This is a genomic window from Sporosarcina sp. FA9 (assembly GCF_051550205.1).
Lineage (GTDB): Bacteria > Bacillota > Bacilli > Bacillales_A > Planococcaceae > Sporosarcina.
Genome location: NZ_CP188819.1, coordinates 2,309,677 through 2,334,672 on the forward strand (window position 1 = coordinate 2,309,677; position 24,996 = coordinate 2,334,672).

Sequence of the window (24,996 nt, forward strand, 5' to 3'; positions counted from 1 at the left end):
CTATACCTAGTTTATGGCCAACTAGGGGGAAATCGAACTGCACTTCCCCTCTGATGTTGGTTATCGGGAGGAATTGAACTTCATTCCTCCTTGTTGCTACAGGACGTTGCGAACTTAGACTGTCTTCAGTTAAATATACAAAAAAGCCGCTTTCCGATTGAATGAATTCAAATTCGGAATGCGGCTGTATGTGTAACTCTTATTTTGCAATTGCTTTTTTTGCTGCATCTGCAAGTTGTGTGAACGCTTGTGCGTCCGTAACTGCTAGATCTGCAAGCATTTTACGGTTTACATCAATACCAGCCACTTTTAGACCGTGCATGAGTGTGCTGTAAGAAACGCCGTTCAAACGAGCTGCAGCGTTAATACGTGTAATCCAAAGTCTACGGAATTCCCGTTTTCTTTGACGACGGTCACGGTATGCATAGTTATATGATTTCATGACCTGTTGGTTAGCTACTTTAAATAGTTTATGCTTTGAACCGTAGTAACCTTTTGCTAATTTCAATACTCTATTACGACGCTTGCGCGTCACTGTTCCACCTTTTACGCGTGGCATATTGCATTACCTCCTGCTATTCTATCCGAATTTAGTTTATTTCATATACGTAATCATGAAGCGAATGCGTTTGTAGTCGCCTGAAGAAACAAGTGATGCTTTGCGTAGGTGACGTTTTGCTTTTGTTGATTTGTTTGCAAATAGATGACTTGTGTAAGCACGGCCACGTTTCAATTTACCAGTACCGGTTTTTTTGAATCGTTTTGCTGACCCGCTGTGTGTTTTCATTTTTGGCATATCGGGTTCCTCCTAAATCATTCATTGTTACTGTTTCTCAGTAGTTGGTGCAAGTACTAGAAACATGCTCCGGCCTTCCATTTTCGGCCTTTGCTCGATTGTAGCTAGTTCTTTACATTCTTCTGCAAAACGAAGTAAAACGCGTTGCCCAATTTCTTTATGGGTAATGGCACGTCCTCTAAAGCGAATTGAAGCTTTCACTTTATCACCGTTTTCAAGAAACTTAATTGCATTACGGAGTTTTGTCTGAAAATCATGTTCATCAATAGTTGGACTTAAACGTACTTCTTTGAGTAGAATGATTTTCTGGTTTTTCCGTAATTCACGTTCCTTTTTCTGTTGCTCAAACTTGAATTTCCCATAGTCCATAATACGAGCAACTGGGGGTTTAGCCGTTGGGGCAACAAGGACAAGATCCAAATTTGCTCGAGTTGCTATTTCTAGCGCCTCGGTACGGGTTTTGATTCCGAGCTGTTCACCGTTATGATCGATAATACGGAGCTCGCGGGCACGTATACCCTCGTTTACATACATGTCTTTGCTAATAGTAATCCACCTCCGAATATTTAACTCTCGAATACATGGTTTGGGTACAAAGTCCATAATAGACAATCCCATAGGTCCATCCAATAAAAAGACGGGTAGACAAAAGTTCATTTGTCTACCCGCGTATCTGTACGCGCATCAATATGCACGGCACGATTCACTAATTTACTGACCCGTCAACAACTTTTGCGCGTCGACCAGGTGAGAAGCGGGTAGCCTCTACTTATACCTCAAACTGTATTCATTAACCTTACTTACTTTAACACGGTATTAAGATGTTGTCAAATCTTTTCATTTCATAGTTTCGACTTCATCTTTCATTATAGCAATAAAATCTTCGAATGGCATACTAACGGATTTCTGTTCGCCATATTTTCTTACGTTAACTTCACCAGACTCAATTTCTTTGTCCCCTAATACGAGCATGTAAGGAACCTTTTGCATTTGCGCTTCACGAATCTTATATCCAATTTTTTCTTCTCGCTGGTCCAATTCCACCCGATAACCTGATGCTACAAGCTTCTCACGTACATCAGTTGCATAATCGAAGTGAGCATCCGGCGAGACTGGGATGACTTGAACCTGAATTGGCGCTAGCCATGTCGGGAACGCACCTTTATATTCTTCGATAAGGAATGCGACAAAACGTTCCATAGTACCTACAACACCACGGTGAATAACAACTGGTCGATGTTGTTTACCGTCTTCCCCAACATATGTTAAATCAAAACGTTCGGGTAGGAGGAAGTCTAGTTGAACTGTTGAAAGTGTTTCTTCCATACCAATTGCAGTTTTCACTTGAACGTCGAGCTTCGGTCCGTAAAATGCCGCTTCGCCTTCTACTTCTATATAATCCATACCTATTTCATCCATTGCTTCTTTTAACATAAGTTGTGCACGGTCCCACATTGCATCGTCATCAAAGTACTTTTCTTTATCTTCCGGATCACGATAGGATACACGGAAAGAGAAATCTTCAATGTTAAAGTCTTTATAAACACCGATAATGAGTTCGACTACTTTTTTAAACTCTTCTTTAATTTGATCTGGACGAACAAAAATATGTGCGTCATTTAAAGTCATTCCTCGAACCCGTTGCAATCCCGACAACGCACCAGACATTTCATATCTGTGCATCGTTCCGAGTTCCGCGATTCGAAGTGGCAAGTTACGATATGAGTGAATATCGTTTTTATAAATCATCATATGATGCGGACAGTTCATTGGACGAAGGACTAAATCTTCATTGTCCATGCTCATCACAGGGAACATTCCGTCTTGATAATGTCCCCAGTGGCCACTTGTTTTGTATAATTCTGTACTACCAAGTACTGGTGTGTATACATGGTGGTATCCAAGTCTTTCTTCTTTATCAACGATATAACGTTCGATGATACGACGAATTGTTGCTCCTTTTGGAAGCCACATTGGAAGTCCCTGACCGACCTTTTGTGAATTCATAAATAAATTTAACTCTTTACCGATTTTCCTGTGATCCCGTTCTTTTGCTTCTTCAAGCATTTTCAAATGGGCAGCTAATTCATCTTTTTTGAAGAATGCTGTTCCGTATATACGCTGAAGCATTTTATTGTCTGAATTACCACGCCAGTATGCTCCCGCAATACTAAGTAATTTAAATTCTTTAAGTTTTGCTGTAGATGAAACATGAACTCCGCGACATAAATCTACAAAATCGCCTTGCTCATATATAGTTACTTTTTCATCTTCCGGAATTGCTTCTAGAAGTTCTAGTTTATATTCGTCACCAATTTCTTTGAATATACGCTCCGCTTCATCTCGTGAAACAACTTTTCTAGTGATTTCTATATTTTCGTTAATAATCTGCTTCATTTCTTTTTCAATCAGAATTAGGTCATCTGAAGTAATTGGCTCGGGTGAATCGATATCGTAATAGAATCCATTATCAATAACAGGTCCTACTCCGAATTTTGCACCTTTAAACAAACGTTTTACCGCTTGTGCAAGAAGATGTGCAGAGCTGTGTCGTAGAATCTCAAGGGCCTCTGCTGAATCTGGTGTAATAATAGCAATCGCACCATCTTGTTCAATTGGAGTTTTAAAGTCAATTAGCTGATCATCAAGTTTTCCTGCAAGTGCATTTCTTCTTAGTCCAGGACTAATTGATGCTGCAACTTCTTCAGTTGTAGTACCTTGTGGGAATTTTTTAATAGATCCATCTGGAAATTTTAAATTAATTGTTTTTGACATGAATAACACTTCCTTTTCATTTTTGAACATACAAAAAAGCCCCATCCCTGGAAAGGGACGAAGCTATAGCTCGCGGTTCCACCCTTGTTCCATCAGCCCAGCACAAATAATACTAGAATGATGAATCTTTACATCGGCTAACGGGCCGGTACCGTCATCAGCTACTAATAGATTCACTGATGCTGCTCTAAGGTGGTAAATTAAAGTATCCATCTTTCAGGGCTTTCAGCCTAGACCCCGTTCTCTTTAAAGTGATAACTTAATTCGTGTCCTCTTCAATGCATTTCATTACTTTATTAGGAATGAGTATACAACGAATATAAGAAAATTGCAAGTCAATTTATATCAAATATCGACCGTTTTTTTTTGCAAGTGGTTTTTCGTGTGATAATGGTGTGTTGTTTTTTCATCGTTGGAAAGTTCGCAACGTTTTCACGAAACCTCGCAACGAAAAAAGGATATACGATTGAGATATTCCACTCAATTGTATATCGAATTTTTATTTATCGCGTCTGTTTTTACCCATTAGTTTAATCGGAGTTGACACCGTACGAATTCGCTCCATTAGTCGAGCTGCTTTTACCGATTCCTTCTCACCACGCTGTGAATATGTTAAATGATGTTCAAGCTCACCGTAACTCAAATTCGAGGTGAAGAATGTTGGTAATTTCTCGGCCATTCTATATTGCAATACTGTTCCAAGTACTTCATCACGGGTCCAAGCAGACATCGTTTCTGCACCGAAATCATCGAGCATTAGAACTTGGGCGCGTTTTACGAAGTCGATTTTTTCGTTTAGTGTTTGATCTTGTATCGATTGTTTCATATCTCTTAAAAATTCGGGTACGTATATAGCAACCGTTCGAACTCTTCTCTGTGCAAGTTCGTTGGCAAGTGCTCCAAGAATAAATGATTTACCAATACCAAATGGACCATAGATATACAGTCCACGTTCTGGAAGTTTCCCCGTCGCATCATAAACATTCAAAAAATCCTTTGCAGATCGAACTGCTTCGACACGTGTATCGTCAAAGTACATATCAATATTTTGCAGTTGTGCTTCCATTACGTCTTTTTGCATATGCATACTTTCAACCATTCTAGAAATATCACGTTGTTCTTCAGCCATTAATTTATTTGGACATTTTTTATATTCTACATCAATAAGGCCATTAATGATAATTAGATTTGGTTCAAATCCTTTTAATAAATTAATGCAATCGGTTTGATTTGTACATTTATCACACTTATGGGATGCAGTTGAGTATTCATATAGTTTTCCAAGGCTGCGTTCCACAATTTCGCCGTTTATTTCACTGGAATATTCTGTCAAAAAGTTTTGAACGCCGGTATTTTTCATTATCTCCTGCCGCATTTCTTCGTAACGCTCAGCAAATGCAGGCGCTTTAACGACACGATTTAATGTATCCCCTATTCTTTCCATTTATTTCACCCCGTTTCCTGATACACCAAGTTCTTCAAGTAATTTACGTCGCTCTTCTTCCACATCAAACGTACTTTTCTTTGTTGTCACAGCTTGTACTTCTTCTTTCTTAAAGAACCATTCTGGAACTTTCTCTTCACGCGTATTTGTATATCGCTTCTGAGCAGCCGGTTTTTGGCCTTCATTTTTCCATTGCATGTACTTGTCATGCTCGGTTCGAGAAAATTCCATCGCTTCTCTCGCAGTCTTCACTTTTTTATTCATCCAGTGAGAGGCAATACGTTCTACATAGTTATTTGTAATTTTACCGTCATTACGAATGTGGACATACTGCATTAGAACATTGACGACTCCAATTGGCAATTCATGAGTGTTTACAAGTTTTTCAGCTAACTGGACATCAACAGACATAGGTTCTTTGCCATTTAGATCTCGAAGCATATCAAGTGGTGGTGTATTATCTAGATAATTAATTAATTCATCGTCTCTGCTTATTGTACCAGTTGACTCCGATGTTGCGGCAGTTTGCATAAATACTTTTTGAAGTACTGGCGCTTCTTTCGAAATACTCATTTTATAAAAATCAATTGCTGATTTACGTAGCCTAGCCTCAGGCAATTGCATATCCGAATCGAGGGCCATCATTACTACTTTTTGCATATCAAGTGGTGTCAATGAATAGAGGAAGGCAAGTTTTGCTATAATTTCCTTAGATACTGATGCAAGTGCAGATTGCGGAACCATTTGTTCAGACAAACCGGATTGTAATAGATCAAAGTCAAAACCGCTTTTATCAAAAGGAATACCATCTGCTTCAATTCTACCTACAATCTCTTTATCTTCTACAGATTCAATCGAATAGCCATTTGATGTTGGCTTGTAAACATCTAAGAATGTTCTAGAGACTTCAGAATACTCTTTAGACATCTCTACACCTATTGCAAATCGGGTTCTTAGGTTTCGATAGGCTTGTTCTCCTATTTTACTGAAAAGAAATGTAGACAATAAAGGATCTGTAAAGAACGCTTTTGCATCAAGCGGAGGCAATAGTTCATAAATAAAGGATCGTGTTTCTCCATCGACCTTTAGATACGACCTTAGTATACCAATCGCTTCCAAAGAAATTCTTGCCTCAAAAACTGGACCAAGAGGTAATGTTAAGATGTTCATTAAATGATAATGGTTGTATTCATGCTCATCCCCTCTTTCGGCATCTGCCCATAAAGTCATAAATAGACTCATAGCACCTGATCCGATGAGTGGTTGATAAAACAAGGTTAAGAGCTGCCGATCATAATCTGAAAATGGTTGCGGCAGTCTAATTTTATATGAGTCTATTGGCTGTAATTCTTTATAAAGAGCTGCCACTCTAATTCCCCTTCCTACAGGTCTTTCTATATACTATTCTTTTTCATTACGCTCCAATAAATTTTTGAGTTCTTCAATGAATACTGTTATGTCTTTATATTCACGATAAACCGAAGCAAATCGGACATAGGCAACTTCATCAACATCTGCCAAACGCTTCATAACCATTTCTCCAACTTTATCGGAGTTTATTTCGGCGATACCAGAACTTCGAAGGTCCTTTTCTATAGTATAAACAATTTCTTTTAATTCATCGAGAGATACTGGACGTTTTTCACATGCTCGAATAAGTCCCCTCAGCACTTTTTCTCCACTAAATTCCTCACGAGAACCGTCTTTTTTTACAACCATTAAAGGAGTGCCTTCCACCTTTTCAAATGTTGTAAATCGGAATGCACATGACTCACATTCTCTTCTTCGACGGATTGATTTACTATCATCCGCGGGTCTCGAATCGACGACACGAGAGCCATTATATTGGCAAGCTGGACATCTCATAATTGTTCCTCCGCATTTCCTATTTTATTATCTTAATTATAACAGAATAAACCTCAGAAAATAGAAAAAGCAGAGGATTTCACCTCTGCTCATTTATTTCCATTTTAAATTTTACGCATTTGAAACAGCATTTAACGCTTTTCCAACTTTTTTAGCTAAGTCAACAACACGGGCAGAATAGCCCCATTCGTTATCATACCAAGCAAGAACTTTAATCTTTCTGTCGCCCATAACGATTGTCGATAATCCGTCAATAATAGCAGATTCCTTTGACGAATTGAAATCAACCGATACGAGGGGTTCATCTGTATAACGAACAATTCCAGCCATTTTGCCATTTGCAACTTCTTTAAATGCATCATTCACCATTTCAACAGTTACATCTCGTTGAACATCAACCACAAGGTCTACGAGTGAAACGTTTGGCGTTGGGACACGAAGTGCCATACCATGAATTTTCCCTTCCAGCTCAGGTAAAACAAGCGCTAATGCTTTTGCTGCACCTGTTGAAGTTGGGATGATTGACTGTGCACACGCACGTGCACGGCGGAGATCTTTATGTGGGTTATCCAAATTGTTTTGATCTGTTGTAAATGCATGAATTGTCGTCATAAGACCATTCACTATACCAAATTTGTCATTTAAAACTTTTGCAACGGGTGCAAGACAGTTCGTTGTACAGCTTGCATTTGAAATAACATCATGCTTTGCAATATCCAACTGATCGTCGTTTACACCAAGAACAATTGTAATATCTTCATTTTTTCCCGGTGCTGATAAAATCACTTTCTTTGCACCAGCTTTAAGGTGAAGCGCTGCTTTATCACGTGAATTAAAAACTCCGGTAGCTTCAATGACGATATCAACGCCAAGTTCTTTCCATGGTAATTTAAGCGGATCGCGTTCTGATACAAGCTTTACACGCTTTCCATTAACAACTAGTGCATTTTCTTCTGCAATCACTTCACCTTCAAAGGTACCATGATTCGTATCGTATTTAATGAGATGTGCAAGTGTTTCCGATGGATAAGATGCGTTAACTGCGACGACTGTAACATCATCCTCTAGTATCATCTGGCGGAAAACCATCCGTCCAATTCGTCCGAATCCATTAATCGCTATAGAAGTTGTCATGTGCTGATCCTCCAATATGTATGTTATACTCTTTATCTTTTATCCGCTCATAAGTATAACACATACTATGATTTTTCGTATCTAATATCAACATGTAAATAATAATCTATTCTTTTGAGCATTTTATGGTTGAGCATTCCAATTGAATAGAATTGTATTTAATTGTTGTTCAGAGTCTTCAATTGTCCCGTTATTAAAAATAACTGCATCTGCACCTTTTTCCTTTTGATCCATCGGAAGTTGAGATTGAATACGAACAACGGCCTCTTCTTCTGTCAACACATTTCTATCCATGAGTCGTTGTTTTTGGATTTCTGGAGTTACTGAAACAACGATAATCTTTTCCACAAAATGTTGCAGCTTGCTTTCAAATAAAAGTGGAATATCCATAATAACCGTATTTGCACCTTCTAGGAGCAACTTCTCTTTTTGAGAAAGCATTTCAACACGAATTGCCGGATGGATAATTGAATTTAATTTTTTTCGTTCGATTTCGTTGCCAAAAATTCGTTCACCAAGTTTTTCTCTGTTTAATGAACCATCCGATTTTATCATTTCATTGCCAAAAGTAAGTTCGATTTCTTTAAGTACTGGCGATCCAGGCTCCACGACTCGATGGGCAATTTCGTCCGCATCAACGACCGGAAACCCTTTACTCTTCAATATTTCCGAAATTGTACTTTTACCACTCGCAATACTACCAGTGAGACCGATAATCATATATGCTCATCTCCCATTATCTTTGACAACGTGGGCAGTAGACTGATGTTCTGCCAGCAATTTTCATACTTTTGGTTTCGTTATTACAAGCGGGACAATTTTTCCGGCCATACATTTCGAGCCTGTTTTGCATTGTCCCCGCCTCACCATTTATGTTTCGGTAGTCTGAAATTGTACTTCCACCGGCATCAATACTTTCTTGTAAAACTTCAACAATTACATTAAATAATTCCTTTTTTCGTTTCAAACTGATACGTTCTGCTTTTCTGCCCGGATGAATTTTCATTCGATACAGAGCCTCAGTCGCGTATATGTTCCCACAGCCAGAAATCACATGTCCATCCATTATTACATCTTTTATTGCTCTTTTTGCATACTTTGGTTTAAGAGCAAAGTCTAAAAAATATCCACATGCTTGATCATCAAAAGGTTCGGGTGCCATCTTTAGTAATGGTGGATGATCCGCTTCACGATTAATAAGACGAAGTTCACCAAAACGTCTGATATCGGAATAGACAAGCAAACCACCGTCTGTCATTTCGAAAATCACATGAATATGTCTGCGAAATTTCAACTCGACAATTTCATCAATTGAGTTCACTGTAAACCAAGCACCAGACATACCTAAATGACTGACTAATAGATATTCGATTCCTTCTCTTTGAAGTGCTATATAAATGTATTTACTACGTCGAGTAAGATCCGTGATTTTCATATCAACCATATTTTTAATAAATTGGTCTGTTGTCATCCCTTTTATTACTGCTTCTTTACCCTGTGCTTTCGATTCAATAACAACATCCGAAATGATTACCTTAAGGATTGTCCGTCCAATTGCAACCGGTGCAAGTGCACGAACAACGCCTTCAACTTCAGGTAATTCAGGCATGTTTATCCCTCATTTTGTATCGTACCATGACTTCCCAAATTCCCATTCTACTTTTAATGGAACGTCCAAGGAAATTGCTGATTCCATAACTTCCGGTACGATTTTTTTCAATTTTTCCAGTTCATCTTCAGGTGCTTCAAATATTAGCTCATCATGTACTTGAAGCAACATACGTGTTTTCATACCTTCGACTTCAAGTCGATCTGCCATATCAATCATAGCCTTTTTAATAATATCTGCCGCACTCCCTTGAATTGGAGTATTCATAGCCGTTCGTTCAGCAAACCCACGAATATTAAAGTTTGAGCTAGTAATTTCCGGTAAATAGCGTCGACGATTCATGAGAGTAGTTACGTACCCTTTAAGTTTTGCTTCGGCGATTATGTCATCCATATATTGCTTAACTCCTGGAAAGCTTGCCAAATACTTAGATATGAATGCAGCTGCATCTTTACGAGGTATATTTAAACTTTGAGATAGGCCGTAATCACTTATGCCGTATATAATTCCAAAATTAACAGCTTTTGACGATTGACGCATTTCAGAGGTTACTTCACTAATTTCTACACCAAATACATCTGCAGCTGTCCTTGTATGGATATCAGCACCTTGTTGGAATGCCTCAATCAATTTCTCGTCCTGTGAAATATGTGCTAATACTCGCAACTCAATTTGGGAATAATCGGCAGTGAACAACGACCAACCGGGTTCAGATGGAACGAAAGCTGCTCGAATCTTCCTTCCTTCTTCAAGACGTACAGGGATGTTTTGTAAATTAGGGTTGATCGAACTTAGACGACCCGTTTGAGTCAGTGCTTGTTGGAAACGCGTATGGATTTTACCATCTTCGTGAATTTCTTTAAGAAGACCCACAATATAAGTTGAATTAAGCTTTGCAAGTTGGCGATAGTTTAAAATATAGCGAATTATTTCATGTTCGCTTTCTAACTTTTCTAGAACGTCGGCGGCTGTTGAATAACCTGTTTTCGTTTTTTTAATTGGTGTTAACCCAATTTTTTCAAATAGAATTACACCAAGCTGCTTCGGTGAATTCACATTGAATTTTTCACCTGCAATTTCATAAATCATCGCTTCTAAATCTGTTAATTTTAGAGTCAATTCCTTACCGATTCCAACCAATATCTCTTTATCTGTTTTCACACCTGTCGATTCCATTTTACCTAGGATCGAAGCAAGTGGTAATTCTAGATTGCGGTAAAGGTCAAACTGGTCATTTTCCCGCAGTTTATCCTCTAAAACTGGTCTTAACTTCCAGACGGCCTGTGCTTTTCGGCTTGCATGTTCCGCGATTACCTCTAAAGATGGAACTGCCTTCTTTGCACCTTTACCGTACACAAACTCATCTTGTTGTACTTCTAAATAACCTAGCTCACGTGTAATAGATGCAACGTCTGTATATGAAGTTGCGGGATTCACAATATAAGTCGCCAAGAGCAGATCGAATTCAATTCCTTCTAAATGAATTCCATAACGAGCCATTGAAGCGAGTGCGGCTTTGGAGTCCGTTGAATACTTCTTTTTGTCTTTATTTTGCAACCACTCTTTTAATATAGAGGACTTTTCCACTTCAGAGAAATCAATAAATAATGTCTTATCATTGTCTGCCAAACCAATTCCTAGAATTTCAGCATTTAAATAATTTTCATCCATCATTTCAATATGAATGGCCATTGTGTCCGTTAACTGTTCTTCAGTAATATCGGATGCAATTGTAATTTTTATTTCCTCAAGCGGTTTTTCGACCAGTTCTTGCGGAGCCAACTTTTCGAGAAGTGTTTTAAAATTCAACTCTTTGTATATACTCGTTAGTTTGTCAACATCCGGCCCTGTAAAGATTAGCTCGTCAATCGTAATTGTAATTGGTGAATCCACATCAATCGTTGCAAGCTCTTTACTCATAAATGCTTGTTCTTCATATTTCGTTAAGTTTTCATTTAATTTCTTTGCAGTGATTTGGTCCAGTGATTTGTACACATTTTCTATTGAACCGTATTCAAGCAATAACTTTAGAGCTGTCTTCTCGCCAACTCCAGGTACTCCGGGAATATTATCAGACGCGTCTCCCATCAACCCTTTCATATCGATAATTTGCAAAGGTTTAATACCGTATTTGTCCATAATGTGTTCTGGTGTATATTTTTCCGTATCCGTAATACCTTTACGAGTTATGTAGACCGTTGTGTTCTCTGTTGCAAGTTGTGTTAAATCTTTATCTCCCGAGATTATTACGACTTCTGTTCCTTCTGAGTCTCCAATATGACTGAGCGTCCCTATGATATCATCCGCTTCAAATTGGTCGAGCTCATATTGTGAAATATTATAGGCATCAAGCAGTTTCCGAAGATATGGAAATTGTTCAGATAACTCAGAAGGTGTCTTTTGGCGACCACCTTTATATTCTACAAATGTTTTGTGTCTAAATGTTGTTTTTCCAGCATCCCAAGCGACAAGTAAATGTGTTGGTTTTTCTTCTGCAATTATATTTTGCAACATCATTGTAAAACCATATACTGAATTTGTGTGAATACCATGATCATTTGTCAATGGAGGCAATGCAAAAAAAGCACGATATGCCAGGCTATTTCCATCAAGAAGTACTATTTTCTTTTTCGTCAAGTAAGCTCCACTCCTATTCGTAAAAAAACATCATCTCCATCTATCTTACCACGTAGGTAAGTACAAATGAAAATGATGCAGGCCTATACATATAGGTTTTATCAAACAAAGGAACTAAAATTGCTAATTGCATTCCTAAAACAATTTTTCTAGTTACTCAAAATACCCTGTTAATATCTTAGCGTAAGGAGACTCTGCCGGTAGAATAATCATCGTGTCTTCTCCAATGGTTTTCGAATACGATTGAAGCGTCCTATATAAGTTATAAAACTCCGGATCTTTTGAAAACGTGTCGTTATAAATTTGTGCTGCCTTTGATTCACCTTCAGCATGAATTACAGCCGCTTCTTTTTTAGCTTTCGCTAACATCTCGGTTACTTCACGGTCCGTTTCTGCTTCAATTCGACTTTTATCAGCATCCCCTTCAGATAAATAAGTTTGTGCCGTCGATTGTCGTTCTGAAATCATCCGTGTGTAAATAGATTGCTCGTTCTCCTCTGGTAAATCAATTCTCTTCATACGCACATCTACAACTTCAATACCGTAGTTTCCAGCTTGCAAAAACTCATTCACTTTAGCAGTTACTCGGTCGTTTAGGCTACCCCGTGAAGAATTTTCATCATTCACTACATCGGCATAAGTAAGTTGACCAAGTTCAGAACGTACTACAGAGTAAACAAACTCTTCCATACGTGCTTCCGCATTAATAATATTACGTGCGTTGGAAATCATCTTGATTGGTTCAGTTATTTTCCATACTGCATAGTTGTCAATAATAATACGTTTTTTATCTCTTGTATTAATTTCTGCTTCGGAGACAGTTAGAGTCATTAGATTTTTCGGAAGTGTTGTCACATCTTGGATAAAAGGAATTTTCATAGTAATACCAGGTTCTTGAACGATTCTTTTAATTTCTCCAAACTGACGTACGACTCGATATTCATTCTCTTTAACTATAAACAGATTGGAAATTAAGATTACAGCAACAATAAAAATAGCTGTAATTGTAATGGCTAATCGAACATATTTTTTCATTTCAACAGGTGGTTTTATTTCCCCCGGTTCATTTGGACCACCTTGTACTTTTCTTTTGGCACGTTGTCTTTCAAGAAATCTTTCTTCAATGCTTTTAAATGGATTATTATCTTTACTCATTTGTGCCACCTCCATCCTTTTCTTCTACTACTGGTGGTGGTGGAGTACCGCTTTCCAACTGTTGTAAAGGAAGATATTTAACTGTTTCACCATTGTCGTTCATAATATATAGTTTTGCTTTTGGTAGTACTTGTTCCAACGTTTCAATGACAAGACGTTGACGAGTGATTTCTTTGTTTTTAGCATACTCCGCATGAAGTTGGTTAAAGAGCGAGACGTCACCAAGTGCCTGCTCAATACGTGCTGTTTTTTCTCCGATTGCACGAGATTTAATAGCATCACGTTCTCCAATTGCTTCGTTCTTTTTCTTATTTTCATACTTCTTAGCTTCGTTTATCTTTGTATTTTTTGTTTCACGTGCATCCGTTACCGCAGTAAAAGCCGCGCGTACTTCGACGTTCGGAAGTTCTACATCTTGAAGTTTAACACTTTGTACTGAAATCCCAACATCATATTTTTCCATTAATGTTGCTAGTAAATCCCTAGTTTTTCCTTCAATTTCCGCTTTCCCATCCGTAAGTGCAGAATCAATTGTTGAACTTCCAATTACGGATCGAATTGATGCAGAAGTTGCATCATGTAATATTTCTTTTGGATTTAATGAGTTAAATAAATACTTTTGTGGTTCTGTAATTTTCCACTGAACAACAAGGTCTGTTAAAACAATATATTCATCACCCGTTATCATTTTAGTTTCTTTATCAAATGAAACAAGTTCTCCGCCTTTATCTTGTTTATAACCAAAACTAAGACTAAATGTTTCCTTTGATAAAACTTCTACTTGCTGGATTGGCCAAGGCAGTTTAAAATGTAAACCGGAATCAGTGACTGTTGTATCTGCTTTTCCAAAGGTTATAACTACTGCTTGTTCAGATGCATCGACAGTATACCATGTTGTAAAAGCAGCAATGACTAACAGTAAACCGGCAACTCCTAAGCCTAAAGCTGTCAATATGCGGCGCGTGCTCATTAAGTAACCCCCTTAAATTATGTATCTATCTTCTATACGTAATAGCCATTGGAAAGTTTCACACTTTTTTTATTTGAATAGTTTTCACGTTAATTCAATGTTTTTATTTGGAAGATAAATTTTGAATGTTGTGCCTTTACCAAGTTTACTCTCAACGGTAATAGTACCCGCATGAGCCTCAACTAAATGCTTAACGATTGCTAAGCCAAGGCCAGTTCCACCAGAATCACGACTTCTGGCACGATCTACACGATAAAAACGTTCGAACAATCGTGGTAGTTCTGATGCTGCAATTCCAATTCCTTCATCTCGAACTTCAATCACGATATCATCATTTATTTCGAATAAGGAAATTGCAATCGTCTTATGCTCTTTTGAATAACTAATTGCATTTGAAAGGATATTCACTATAACTTGGTTTAACCGTATTGCATCGCCCTCAATTTGAATGTCTGATTCCACATTTAATTTTATGGTCATATTTTTTTTCTCTATTTTTCCTGAAACTGTCCGTATTGCATCATTAATAACTTTAGCAATATTTACAGGTGCAAGCTCAAGTAAAAACCCTTCTCGTTCCATTGCTGATAATGCAAGTAAATCATCAATCAGAAGATGTAATCGATCGCCTTCTTTTTGAATGATTTCAAGAAATTCCTTAAGTACCTCTGAATCTTCCATTGCCCCAGCTAACAACGTTTCCGTGAATCCTTTTATAGATGTAATCGGTGTCCTTAGCTCATGGGAAACGTTGGCAACGAAATTTTTCCTCACCTCTTCAAGCCGTATCAGTTTAGTAATATCATGTACTACGACAACAATTCCGAGCCAATTTCCATGAGTACCAATTACCGGTGCACCATAAATACTAACGTAGGAAGAAGTAACCCCATCTATTAAGCGCACTTGCTTTTCGCTTGCTTGCTCAGTCATAAAAACATGCTCAATTAAGCCATCCACCTCAATAGGTAACCCGATTTCAACATATACTTTCTCTATTATCTCATTTTTATTAAACCCAAACGTTTCACAAAAAACAGCATTTACAAGATTTATGTTTCCTTCCCTTCCAATCATAAGAAGTCCACTTCCCATGCTTTCAACAAGTGTTTTCAAACGTTCTTTATCCATCTCACTTTTAATGGTCATTTCATGCAAATCGTGAGCAATTTCATTAATTGCAGTGGATAATTCATTTATAGACTCAGGTTCGGTTATGGAAGCACGTGTAAGGTAGTCGCCGGTAGAAATACGTATAGCCGCCTCAGTTGCATTAACAATCGGTCTTGCGTATTGCCTTAACATTCTTGATATGATATAAAAAGATAGGATGAAAGCAATTATTAACACTAGAACCAAGAATTGTAAGTACGCTTTTTGTACTACATCATCAATATTATCTGCAAACAATGAAAAAAACTGACCCAAAACTACACCTAGGCCAGTAAATAATACAAGAAATAATACTGATATCGAAACAAGTAGACGTCTATATAGACCTTTAATCATTGTTTTTGCTCCTCAAACTTATAACCTATTCCTCTGACTGTTTTAATAAATAGAGGTTTCTTTGTATTTTCTTCAATCTTCTCACGCAAGTGACTTACGTGGACATCAACAATTCGTGAATCTCCTACAAAATCATAATTCCAGACTGCACTTAAAAGTTGGTCCCTTGTCAATGCTCTATTTTTATTTTGAATAAGATAGACAAGCAGTTCAAATTCTTTAGGAGTAAACTCAAGTTCCTCATCATTCAAATATGCTTGATATCGATCTAGATCGATTGATAATCCTCCTGATTTTAAAAGCGTAACCGTTTTTTTCTCTGTACTCCGCCTTAGCACGGCATTTACTCTTGCAATTACTTCACGTGGACTGAATGGTTTAGTCATATAATCGTCTGCGCCAATTTCTAGACCTAGAACTTTTTCTAGTTCATCACCTTTTGCGGTTAACATAATGATTGGTGTATTAATACCGCTTTCTCGCAAAGATTTACAAACTTCAATTCCATCCATTTTTGGCAGCATAATATCCAGTAAAATTAAGTCGGGACTATGGACTGTCGTCATATGAATGGCTTCTTCCCCGTCCCCAGCTATAATTGTTTCAAAACCCGCTTGCTTTAAGTTATATTTTAGTAACGTTTGGATTGGTTTTTCATCTTCTACAATTAATATCTTTTTCAACTTTATCAATAGCCCCCCTGTTAAAAGTTGTCCATCGCCTGAGATGTGAGCAGATCCAACACCTTCGGGGGAGCAACAGTTATCGTGCCAGTTATCACAATTTCATTTTCCTCATTTAGTGCTTCAACTTTTACAATGATTCGATTTTCATCTAACTTAACTTCAATTACTTCTAATAGAAAGTCGATCGTTGCATAATGAAATACAGGAAGTGGGAATAAAAGATGCTGCTCAACGACATGTGAACCTGGCCCTGGTAAATATTTCGAAGTTGCAGAAGTTAGTATACCCGTAAGCATAATCGTTGGTACAATAGGCTTTTCATAAGTAGTCTGCGATGCAAAATCATGTTGAATGTAAAGTGGATTGGAGTCATTTGTAAGGCCAAGATAAAGTAGCAAATCCTTGTCTTCTATTTTTTCAGTTAGTTTTAATTTCTCACCAATAGATATATCTTCTATTTTTCTACCCGGACGTCTTTTCTTTCCTAGAATCATTTTATTCCCTCATTTCTATTAGTAATAATCGTTTTAAAGTAATCTTATTTTCACTATATACTTTTATAAATAGTTTCAAAAATGGAGCAGCAACTGCTACTCCATCTTTTTATACAAGAATTTTCATTACAGCCTTAACCGAATCAGCTGATTTTGAAAGCGCTTCTTTTTCTACATCAGTTAGATCCAGTTCGATTATTTTTTCAATACCACTTGCTCCAAGAACAGTAGGCACACCAATATAAATACCATCCAGGCCATATTCACCCTCAAGATAAGCAATTGTAGGAAGAACACGTTTCTGATCTTTCAATATTGCCTCAGCCATTTCAACTAAAGATGCTGCAGGTGCATAATAAGCTGATCCATTCCCAAGGAGATTGACGATTTCCGCCCCACCTTTTCGAGTACGATCAACAATTTCTTCTAGACGTTCAGGTGATATCAATGTTTCCAACGGAATGCCACCCGCATAAGAATAACGAACTAGAGGAACCATGTCATCACCATGACCGCCAAGAACAAAGCCAGTGATATCCTTTACAGATAAGTTCAGCTCTTGTGAAACAAATGTACGGAAGCGTGCTGTATCCAGCACACCCGATTGCCCTATCACCCGTTTTTTAGGAAATCCAGATTCTTTGTAAACTGTATAGGACATTGCGTCAACAGGGTTCGTTAATACGATAATAATTGTATTAGGAGAGTGCTTGACGATTTCACTAGTAACAATTTTCATTACCTTTTGGTTTGTTTGAACAAGGTCATCGCGGCTCATACCTGGTTTACGTGCAATACCAGCAGTGATAATTACGATATCCGAATCTTTTGTATCTGCATAGTTTGAAGTACCAATGATTTCTGCATCAAAACCTAGAACAGGTCCAGCCTCAAGCATATCCAGTGCTTTACCTTTTGTCGGGTTTTCCATTTGAGGAATATCAACAAGGACAATATCACAAAGTTCTTTTTGGGCTAACAAGAATGCTGTAGTTGCACCAGTGAAACCGGAACCGATTACTGAGACTTTTTTACGTTGCATGGTCATTTAATGCCCTCCATTTTCTCTTCAAATATGAAAGAGGGGACCCCTTGCTAAATATGGGGTCCCTCTTTTTTATTCGTTTAAGAATTATAGATTTTTTATCAATTCATCTGCAAATTCGGACGTCTTAACTTCTTTTGCACCATCCATTAGACGTGCAAAGTCATACGTAACTACTTTAGATGCAATTGTTTTTTCAATTGAATCCTCAATCAACTTACCAGCTTCAGTCCATCCTAAGTGATTAAGCATTAGAACGCCTGACAACAATAGTGATGAAGGATTGACTACATCTAATCCAGCATATTTAGGAGCTGTACCGTGTGTTGCTTCGAAAATTGCATGTCCAGTAATATAGTTAATGTTCGCTCCAGGTGCGATTCCAATTCCACCAACTTGTGCAGCAAGTGCATCTGAAATGTAATCGCCGTTTAAGTTCATTGTTGCTACAACATCAAACTCTTTAGGACGCGTCAAAATTTGTTGCAAGAAGATATCAGCAATTGAATCCTTAACGATGATTTTCCCTGCTGCTTCAGCATCTGATTGAGCTTTGTTTGCAGCTTCAGTGCCTTCAGCTTCTTTAATTTTATCATATTGGTTCCAAGTAAATACTTTATCACCGAATTCTTGTTCAGCAACTTCATAGCCCCAGTTTTTGAAAGCACCTTCTGTAAACTTCATGATGTTTCCTTTATGAACGAGTGTTAATGATTTACGACCTTCTTTAATGATGTATTCCAATGCCGAACGTACTAAGCGTTTTGTTCCATCTTCTGAAATTGGTTTAATACCGATACCCGATGACTCTGGGAAACGAATGTTTTTAACACCCATTTCATTTTGAAGGAAGTCAATTAACTTCTTTGCTTCAGCAGTACCGTTTTCATATTCAATACCCGCGTAAATATCTTCTGTGTTTTCACGGAAGATTACCATGTCACAATCCTCTGGACGTTTAACAGGTGAAGGAACACCTTCAAAGTAACGAACTGGACGTAAGCAAGTGTATAGATCTAATTCTTGACGAAGAGCTACGTTCAATGAACGGAAACCTCCACCAATTGGAGTTGTAAGTGGACCTTTGATAGCGATTAAATACTCATCAATTGTATCTAGTGTTGCTTGTGGAAGCCATTCGCCAGTTTCGTTGAATGCTTTTTCACCCGCAAGAACTTCTTTCCATACAAGTCCTTTTTTACCATCGTATGCTTTTTCAACTGCTGATTCAAGAACCCGTGAAGCGGCATTCCAGATATCTGGACCTGTACCGTCTCCTATAATGAAAGGGATAATCGCATGATTTGGTACATTTAAAACACCGTTTGTTACTGTAATTTTTTCACCGTTAGTCATTAATAATTCCTCCCAAAGTCATAGGGCTGACATAATAAATATGCCGCCCCCTTAATTTTTTCAATTCTTTTTATCGTTCGTCGATTGGAATGTACTTTTGCATTCCAGGTCCATTGTACTCTGCACGTGGACGAATCAATCTATTGTTAGCATATTGTTCTAGAATATGTGCAATCCATCCTGATATACGTGAAACTGCAAAAATCGGTGTGAATAGGTCATGATCAATACCTAGCGAATGATAAACAGATGCTGAATAGAAATCGACATTCGGTGGCAGATTCTTTTCAGCTGTGAATACTTCTTCGACTTTAAGTGAAATATTATACCACTTTTCTTCTCCACTCAATGTTGTTAATTGTTTGGACATGTCACGCAAATGTTTCGCACGTGGATCTCCTTCGCGATAAACACGGTGACCAAAGCCCATAATTTTTTCTTTATTCGCAAGTTTTTCAAGAATATATGCTTCTGCCTTATCTTCAGAACCAATTTCCATTAGCATTTTCATTACTTGCTCATTTGCCCCACCATGAAGAGGACCTTTTAAAGCTCCGATTGCCGCTGTAACACCTGAATACATATCCGATAGTGTTGCAACGCATACTCGTGCAGTGAATGTCGATGCATTTAGTTCGTGGTCTGCATGAAGTACAAGCGCTTTATCGAAAGCCTCAATTTCAATAGCTTCCGGTTCTTTGCCTGACAACATATAAAGGAAGTTTTCAGCATAACCAAGTTCAGACTTAGGAGCAACTGGCTCTAGTCCTTTACGAATTCGAGCAAAAGCAGTTACTAGTGTTGCTATTTTTGCTTGAAGACTAATTGCTTTTTCATAATTTGACTCATCGGACATAACTTCGGCATCCTTATCGTATAATCCGAGAAGAGATACAGCAGTACGAAGAGCGGCCATTGGATGAACTTCATTGATAGGATACGTTTTAAAATGATTAAGTACTTCTTGCGGAAGGACCATATTATCAGCAAGTTGTTTTTTTAACTTTGCAAGCTCATCTGAGTTAGGCAGTTTTTTGTGCCATAAGAGATAAATAACTTCCTCAAAACTGGCATTGTACGCGAGATCGTCAATATCATATCCGACGTATGTAAGTGTGTCATCAATAATAGAACTGATAGCGGATTGTGTTGCTACAATTCCTTCTAAGCCTTTAGATGATGTCATGTAAATCGCTCCTTCTTTAAGCGTAACCGTTCTTTCCATAAAAAAATGCAGAAAAACGGTCTATCTGCTTGTGATTTATTTTGTTTAAAAATGCCTACAGTTTTCATTATAATCAATATTGTCCTATTTGTGAATACAAATGCCTTTTTTAATTGGAATATGCTAGAAAGGAAGTGTGAAATATGTCTTCAAAAAGCGAAAAACAAAGGACAATCAATACTTTACTCATAAAATGGTTGCCAGTGCTATTTACAGCATTACTCATATTCGCAGTTCCCCCAGCGGCCTTGGCAGTCATTCTGGCCTATTTTACCGCACCCATTTTAACAGCGGTCCGCTCTGTTCTCAAACTTCCTTTAACAATCTCAACTTTCCTTGTGATGCTACTACTCATCCTTTTAACAAGTACGTTTACGTATATTGCACTACAAGGTATTTTCAATATAGTACCAGCAGTTGAACGTCATCTAACACCTTTCACCCAAAACACAGATATTATTGGACAAACCCTTACTTTTCTAGAAGGTAAGATTGTTCAATTTGGGCAAGCTATTTTAGAGTATATGCTTGCTCTAATTCAGACCGTTTTTCAGCATCTATTTAGTTTATTTATTTTTCTTGTCGCTTATTTTTTTGCGTTACGTGAATCAGGGAAAGACCGATTCTGGTTTCTTGTCTATTTTCCAACGAAATTACGAAAATCAGCAAAAAATATGCAAAAAGAAGCTGCTAATCTTATAAGTACGTTTGTATTCGTGGAAGTACGTTTAATTTTAATAACTTTTTTGATTTTATCTGTCGGTCTCGTATTCTTGCGCTTTAATTCACCCATTGGGACGGCTTTTTTAATTTCCTTAGTAGACAGTCTTCCTTTTTTTGGTGTTGGACTTTTTCTAATACCAATGGCTATTTATTTTATATACACTGAAAATCTTTTTGTTGGAATTTCACTAATACTGCTTTATATATTGACACTCACAACACGTCAAATAGCCGAGTCCTACATGTATGCATCTACATTTCAGTTAAAGCCTGTACACGCTTTTTTTATAATGGCCTGTACGATTTATTTGTTTGGTGTGGTTGGTATTTTCTTAACACCATTTCTCCTTTTCGCCGCAATGAAAGCAAAAAATCATACACTATTCACATCATAAGGATTTGATTATTTTTCATCTTTTTGTAAATCCATTTGTGAATAGATGGTCTGATTAGATTTCTCGGACCACCAAATAACAATAGAAAACCAATTATATCCGTTATAAATCCTGGCATAAGAAGAAATAATCCCCCCATAAATATACAAACACCATCAATAAGTGCATCTCCTGGCGTTTCCATTGTTGACATGCGTAATCTAATTTCACTCCACGCCTTCAGTCCTTGTTTTTTCGCAAGATAAGCTCCTCCAATACCCGTAGTCAAGATTATCGTTATTGTAGGAAGTAAACCAATTGTATTGCCCGAATAAATAAGTAAAGCCAATTCAGCTGTTGGCACGATTATGAATAATAAAACTAGCCATTTCAAAAAAATTACCTCCTAAAAAAGCTGCTAACCGATTTTTTTCGGAAGCAGCTTCGTTTTCTTAAAGAACGCTTGCGTGGCCGTAATAAATTACGCCCGATTCAGCATCCATCGTAATATCACTTCCATGAGCTATTGTCTTTGTGGCATTTTCAACCCCTACAATTACAGGAATACCAAGACTAAGTCCAACGATGGCTCCGTGACTTGTTAAACCACCTTCTTCTGTAATAAGTCCCGCACATTTTTCAATAGCTGGCATCATATCACGATCAGATCCGGTAGTGACTAGAATTGCTCCTTGCATATCATGTTTTAACGCTTCAGCAGCGGTATTTGCTACAATTGCTCGCCCGAATGCTACGGATTTCCCAATTCCTTGGCCACGCGCAAGAAGGTCTCCGACAATATGAATTTTCATAAGGTTCGTTGTTCCTGCTTCACCTACTGGAACACCAGCCGTAATAATTACAATATCTCCGTGACTAATGTATTGATGTTTAATGCTTTCTTCAATTGATTCTTCTAATATGGAATCAATTGATGTCACCTTTTTCCCAACGATAGGATAAATACCCCAGAATAGTGAAAGCTTTCTTGAATTCTCTTCTGATGAAGTTAGTGCAATAATTGGACATCCTGGACGATATTTTGCAATCATTTTTGCAGTATGTCCACTTTGTGTAGGAGCTAAAATTGCTTTCACATTCAGGTTTATCGCTGTATATGCTGCCGCTTGTCCAATAGCCTCTGTCATATTACCTTGTTTCTCACGACGCCTGGTCGAAACAACGGTACGATAGTCAATTGCATCTTCCGTTGTACGTGCAATTCGATGCATTGTTAGAACCGACTCAACCGGATATAATCCTGCTGCAGTTTCTCCAGATAGCATTATCGCATCAGAGCCATCTAGTATAGCATTTGCAACATCACTTGCTTCCGCACGTGTAGGTCTAGGGTTACGTTGCATAGAATCGAGCATTTGTGTTGCAGTAATGACTGGTTTACCTGCTTGGTTACATTTCTTAATCATGTCTTTTTGAACGAGTGGAACTTCTTCTGCTGGTATTTCTACACCTAAATCACCTCGAGCAACCATTAATCCATCTGAAACCATTAGTATTTCATCAAGATTGTCGACACCCTCTTGGTTTTCAATTTTAGGAATAATATGTAGATGGCCTCCACCATTGTTTTCCAAAAGACTACGTATTTCCATAACATCTGAAGCACGTCTCACGAAAGACGCTGCGATGAAATCCACTTCTTCTTTTATTCCAAAAAGAATGTCTTCAGCATCTTTTTCCGTCATTCCAGGAAGTTGTACTGTTGCTCCAGGAACGTTCACGCCTTTGTTATTGCTCAATACACCTGAATTGATAATAAGTGTGTGGATAAGTCCTTGATCTTCATCTTTGCCCGTTACTTCTAATTGAATTAAACCATCATCTAGTAGAATAACTGAACCTTTATCAACATCTTCAATTAATTTTTCATAAGTAACCGAGAAGGCACTAACGTCCCCAAGAACTTCTGTCATTGAAATATTAATATGTTGGCCCGTTTCAAGATTCAATTGACCGTCTTTCATCGAATGTGTACGTATTTCCGGACCTTTTGTATCCAGTAAAATTCCAACAACTTTATCTTTTCGTTTAGAAACTTCCTTTATTCGATCGATACGAACTTTATGCTCTGCATGGTTTCCATGGGAGAAATTCAATCGTGCAACGTTCATACCTGCATCTATTAACTGTTCTAACATTTCTACTGATTCACTTGCCGGACCTATAGTACATACAATTTTTGTTTTCCTCATAATATCGCCTCTTTTTTAGGTTATATGGATAATTCTTTCGATAATTTGTACATTGACATATCCAGTTCATGCAAGCCTTCAAAAACTTCTTGCAAATTATAATCTATTACAAGGTGGTTTCTCATGCCAACTGCAACGCCACTACGTCCCTCCATAAGGACTTCAACAGCTCTTGCACCATATTGACTCGCAATAACTCGATCACGCGCAGAAGGTGAACCACCACGTTGAATATGACCTAATATTGAAACCCGCGTTTCAATATTAGCTTTCTCTTTTAGAATGTCAGCAAGTTCATTTGCTGACATAACACCTTCTGCCACGATAATTATGCTGTGCTTTTTACCCCGGCCTGTTCCGCTCTTTAGCCGTTTAATAAGATCCATCGCATCAAATTTCTCTTCGGGTATTAAAATTGTTTCGGCCCCTCCGGCAAGTCCTGCCCAAAGCGCTAAATCACCGGCATCACGTCCCATTACCTCAACTATGAAGGTACGTTCATGGGATGTTGCGGTATCTCTAATTTTATCAATTGCTTCAATAACCGTATTTAGTGCTGTATCAAAACCGATTGTAAATTGGGTACCATTAATATCGTTATCAATCGTTGCTGGTACGCAGACACACGGTATACCGAGCAGTGTAAGTTCCAGTGCGCCCATAAACGAACCGTCTCCGCCAATAACAACTAGGCCTTCAATCCCATGTAACTTGATTTGCTTTACTGCTTTTTGGCGCCCTTCAAGTGTTCTAAATTCAGGTGATCGGGCAGACCTAAGTATCGTTCCGCCACGCTGTATAATATCGCCTACAGAACCTAGTTGTAAAAGTTCGATTTTCCCCTCGATTAAACCTTGGTAGCCGTTTAAGACACCTGCTACTTCCAGTCCTTCATAAATGGATTTACGAACAACCGCACGCACAGCAGCGTTCATGCCGGGCGCATCTCCACCACTCGTTAATACAGCAATTTTCTTCAAGTCAA

The 24,996-nt window shown here is 38.0% G+C and carries 23 protein-coding genes and 1 other annotated feature; of the genes, 1 reads left to right on the plus strand and 22 read right to left on the minus strand.

Going from position 1 to position 24,996, the window contains the following annotated elements; translation table 11 throughout:
• Nucleotides 1-199: 199 nt before the first annotated feature.
• From rplT to citZ, 19 genes are all read right to left on the minus strand, one after another.
• Entirely contained in the window at nt 200-559 is a 360-nt protein-coding gene (rplT, locus tag ACP8HH_RS11560) for a 50S ribosomal protein L20 (protein WP_438311425.1), read from the minus strand.
• 36 nt (nt 560-595) lie between these two features.
• Nucleotides 596-796 (minus strand): 50S ribosomal protein L35, encoded by a 201-nt coding sequence (gene rpmI, locus ACP8HH_RS11565; RefSeq protein WP_381535823.1) that lies wholly within the window; start codon nt 794-796, stop codon nt 596-598.
• Between the two features lie 27 nt (nt 797-823).
• Complete coding sequence (gene infC / locus ACP8HH_RS11570) at nt 824-1,330, minus strand: translation initiation factor IF-3 (RefSeq protein ID WP_438311426.1); 507 nt, start codon at nt 1,328-1,330, stop codon at nt 824-826.
• Between the two features lie 303 nt (nt 1,331-1,633).
• Nucleotides 1,634-3,571, minus strand: a complete 1,938-nt coding sequence (gene thrS / locus ACP8HH_RS11575) for a threonine--tRNA ligase (protein ID WP_438311428.1) — start codon at nt 3,569-3,571, stop codon at nt 1,634-1,636.
• Between the two features lie 50 nt (nt 3,572-3,621).
• Nucleotides 3,622-3,859, minus strand: a binding site (T-box leader).
• Between the two features lie 211 nt (nt 3,860-4,070).
• Nucleotides 4,071-5,015 carry a primosomal protein DnaI gene (dnaI, locus tag ACP8HH_RS11580; protein ID WP_438311430.1) on the minus strand — a complete coding sequence of 315 codons (945 nt, stop codon included), beginning with the start codon at nt 5,013-5,015 and terminating at the stop codon, nt 4,071-4,073.
• Complete coding sequence (locus tag ACP8HH_RS11585) at nt 5,016-6,383, minus strand: replication initiation and membrane attachment family protein (RefSeq protein ID WP_438311433.1); 1,368 nt, start codon at nt 6,381-6,383, stop codon at nt 5,016-5,018.
• Nucleotides 6,384-6,416: 33 nt separating this feature from the next.
• Nucleotides 6,417-6,881, minus strand: a complete 465-nt coding sequence (gene nrdR, locus ACP8HH_RS11590) for a transcriptional regulator NrdR (protein WP_438311435.1) — start codon at nt 6,879-6,881, stop codon at nt 6,417-6,419.
• 111 nt (nt 6,882-6,992) lie between these two features.
• Nucleotides 6,993-8,015, minus strand: a complete 1,023-nt coding sequence (locus ACP8HH_RS11595; protein WP_438311437.1) for a glyceraldehyde-3-phosphate dehydrogenase — start codon at nt 8,013-8,015, stop codon at nt 6,993-6,995.
• Nucleotides 8,016-8,138: 123 nt separating this feature from the next.
• On the minus strand, nt 8,139-8,735 hold the full coding sequence (coaE, locus tag ACP8HH_RS11600; protein ID WP_438311439.1) for a dephospho-CoA kinase: 597 nt from the start codon (nt 8,733-8,735) through the stop codon (nt 8,139-8,141).
• Between the two features lie 16 nt (nt 8,736-8,751).
• Nucleotides 8,752-9,624, minus strand: a complete 873-nt coding sequence (mutM, locus tag ACP8HH_RS11605; RefSeq protein WP_438311441.1) for a bifunctional DNA-formamidopyrimidine glycosylase/DNA-(apurinic or apyrimidinic site) lyase — start codon at nt 9,622-9,624, stop codon at nt 8,752-8,754.
• Nucleotides 9,625-9,633: 9 nt separating this feature from the next.
• Complete coding sequence (gene polA / locus ACP8HH_RS11610; RefSeq protein WP_438311443.1) at nt 9,634-12,261, minus strand: DNA polymerase I; 2,628 nt, start codon at nt 12,259-12,261, stop codon at nt 9,634-9,636.
• Between the two features lie 153 nt (nt 12,262-12,414).
• On the minus strand, nt 12,415-13,416 hold the full coding sequence (gene hflC, locus ACP8HH_RS11615; RefSeq protein ID WP_438311445.1) for a protease modulator HflC: 1,002 nt from the start codon (nt 13,414-13,416) through the stop codon (nt 12,415-12,417).
• Nucleotides 13,409-14,386 (minus strand): FtsH protease activity modulator HflK, encoded by a 978-nt coding sequence (gene hflK, locus ACP8HH_RS11620; RefSeq protein ID WP_438311447.1) that lies wholly within the window; start codon nt 14,384-14,386, stop codon nt 13,409-13,411. The genes hflC and hflK overlap by 8 nt, the downstream gene beginning before the upstream one ends.
• 84 nt (nt 14,387-14,470) lie before the next feature.
• A complete protein-coding gene (gene pnpS / locus ACP8HH_RS11625; RefSeq protein ID WP_438319144.1) occupies nt 14,471-15,892 on the minus strand; it encodes a two-component system histidine kinase PnpS in 1,422 nt (473 codons plus the stop codon).
• Entirely contained in the window at nt 15,892-16,578 is a 687-nt protein-coding gene (locus ACP8HH_RS11630; RefSeq protein WP_438311449.1) for a response regulator transcription factor, read from the minus strand. The genes pnpS and ACP8HH_RS11630 overlap by 1 nt, the downstream gene beginning before the upstream one ends.
• 20 nt (nt 16,579-16,598) lie before the next feature.
• Nucleotides 16,599-17,075, minus strand: coding sequence for a MaoC family dehydratase (locus ACP8HH_RS11635; RefSeq protein WP_438311450.1), 477 nt, complete (start codon nt 17,073-17,075; stop codon nt 16,599-16,601).
• A gap of 109 nt (nt 17,076-17,184) precedes the next feature.
• The gene (gene mdh / locus ACP8HH_RS11640) at nt 17,185-18,123 is read right to left on the minus strand and encodes a malate dehydrogenase (protein WP_438311451.1); all 939 of its coding nucleotides are present in this window, start codon (nt 18,121-18,123) and stop codon (nt 17,185-17,187) included.
• Between the two features lie 84 nt (nt 18,124-18,207).
• A complete protein-coding gene (gene icd, locus ACP8HH_RS11645; protein ID WP_438311453.1) occupies nt 18,208-19,476 on the minus strand; it encodes an NADP-dependent isocitrate dehydrogenase in 1,269 nt (422 codons plus the stop codon).
• Between the two features lie 70 nt (nt 19,477-19,546).
• Entirely contained in the window at nt 19,547-20,662 is a 1,116-nt protein-coding gene (gene citZ, locus ACP8HH_RS11650) for a citrate synthase (protein ID WP_438319146.1), read from the minus strand.
• Between the two features lie 182 nt (nt 20,663-20,844).
• On the opposite strand from citZ, the gene ACP8HH_RS11655 reads away from it, so the two are divergent.
• Nucleotides 20,845-21,819 carry an AI-2E family transporter gene (locus ACP8HH_RS11655; RefSeq protein WP_438311455.1) on the plus strand — a complete coding sequence of 325 codons (975 nt, stop codon included), beginning with the start codon at nt 20,845-20,847 and terminating at the stop codon, nt 21,817-21,819.
• Here ACP8HH_RS11655 and ACP8HH_RS11660 read toward each other — a convergent pair.
• From ACP8HH_RS11660 to pfkA, 3 genes are read right to left on the minus strand one after another with little or no spacing between them, the layout of a single operon-like run.
• On the minus strand, nt 21,809-22,192 hold the full coding sequence (locus ACP8HH_RS11660; protein ID WP_438311457.1) for an FxsA family protein: 384 nt from the start codon (nt 22,190-22,192) through the stop codon (nt 21,809-21,811). The genes ACP8HH_RS11655 and ACP8HH_RS11660 overlap by 11 nt on opposite strands.
• A gap of 58 nt (nt 22,193-22,250) precedes the next feature.
• Nucleotides 22,251-24,011, minus strand: coding sequence for a pyruvate kinase (gene pyk / locus ACP8HH_RS11665; protein ID WP_438311459.1), 1,761 nt, complete (start codon nt 24,009-24,011; stop codon nt 22,251-22,253).
• 20 nt (nt 24,012-24,031) lie between these two features.
• On the minus strand, nt 24,032-24,991 hold the full coding sequence (gene pfkA / locus ACP8HH_RS11670) for a 6-phosphofructokinase (RefSeq protein WP_438311461.1): 960 nt from the start codon (nt 24,989-24,991) through the stop codon (nt 24,032-24,034).
• Nucleotides 24,992-24,996: the final 5 nt, after the last annotated feature.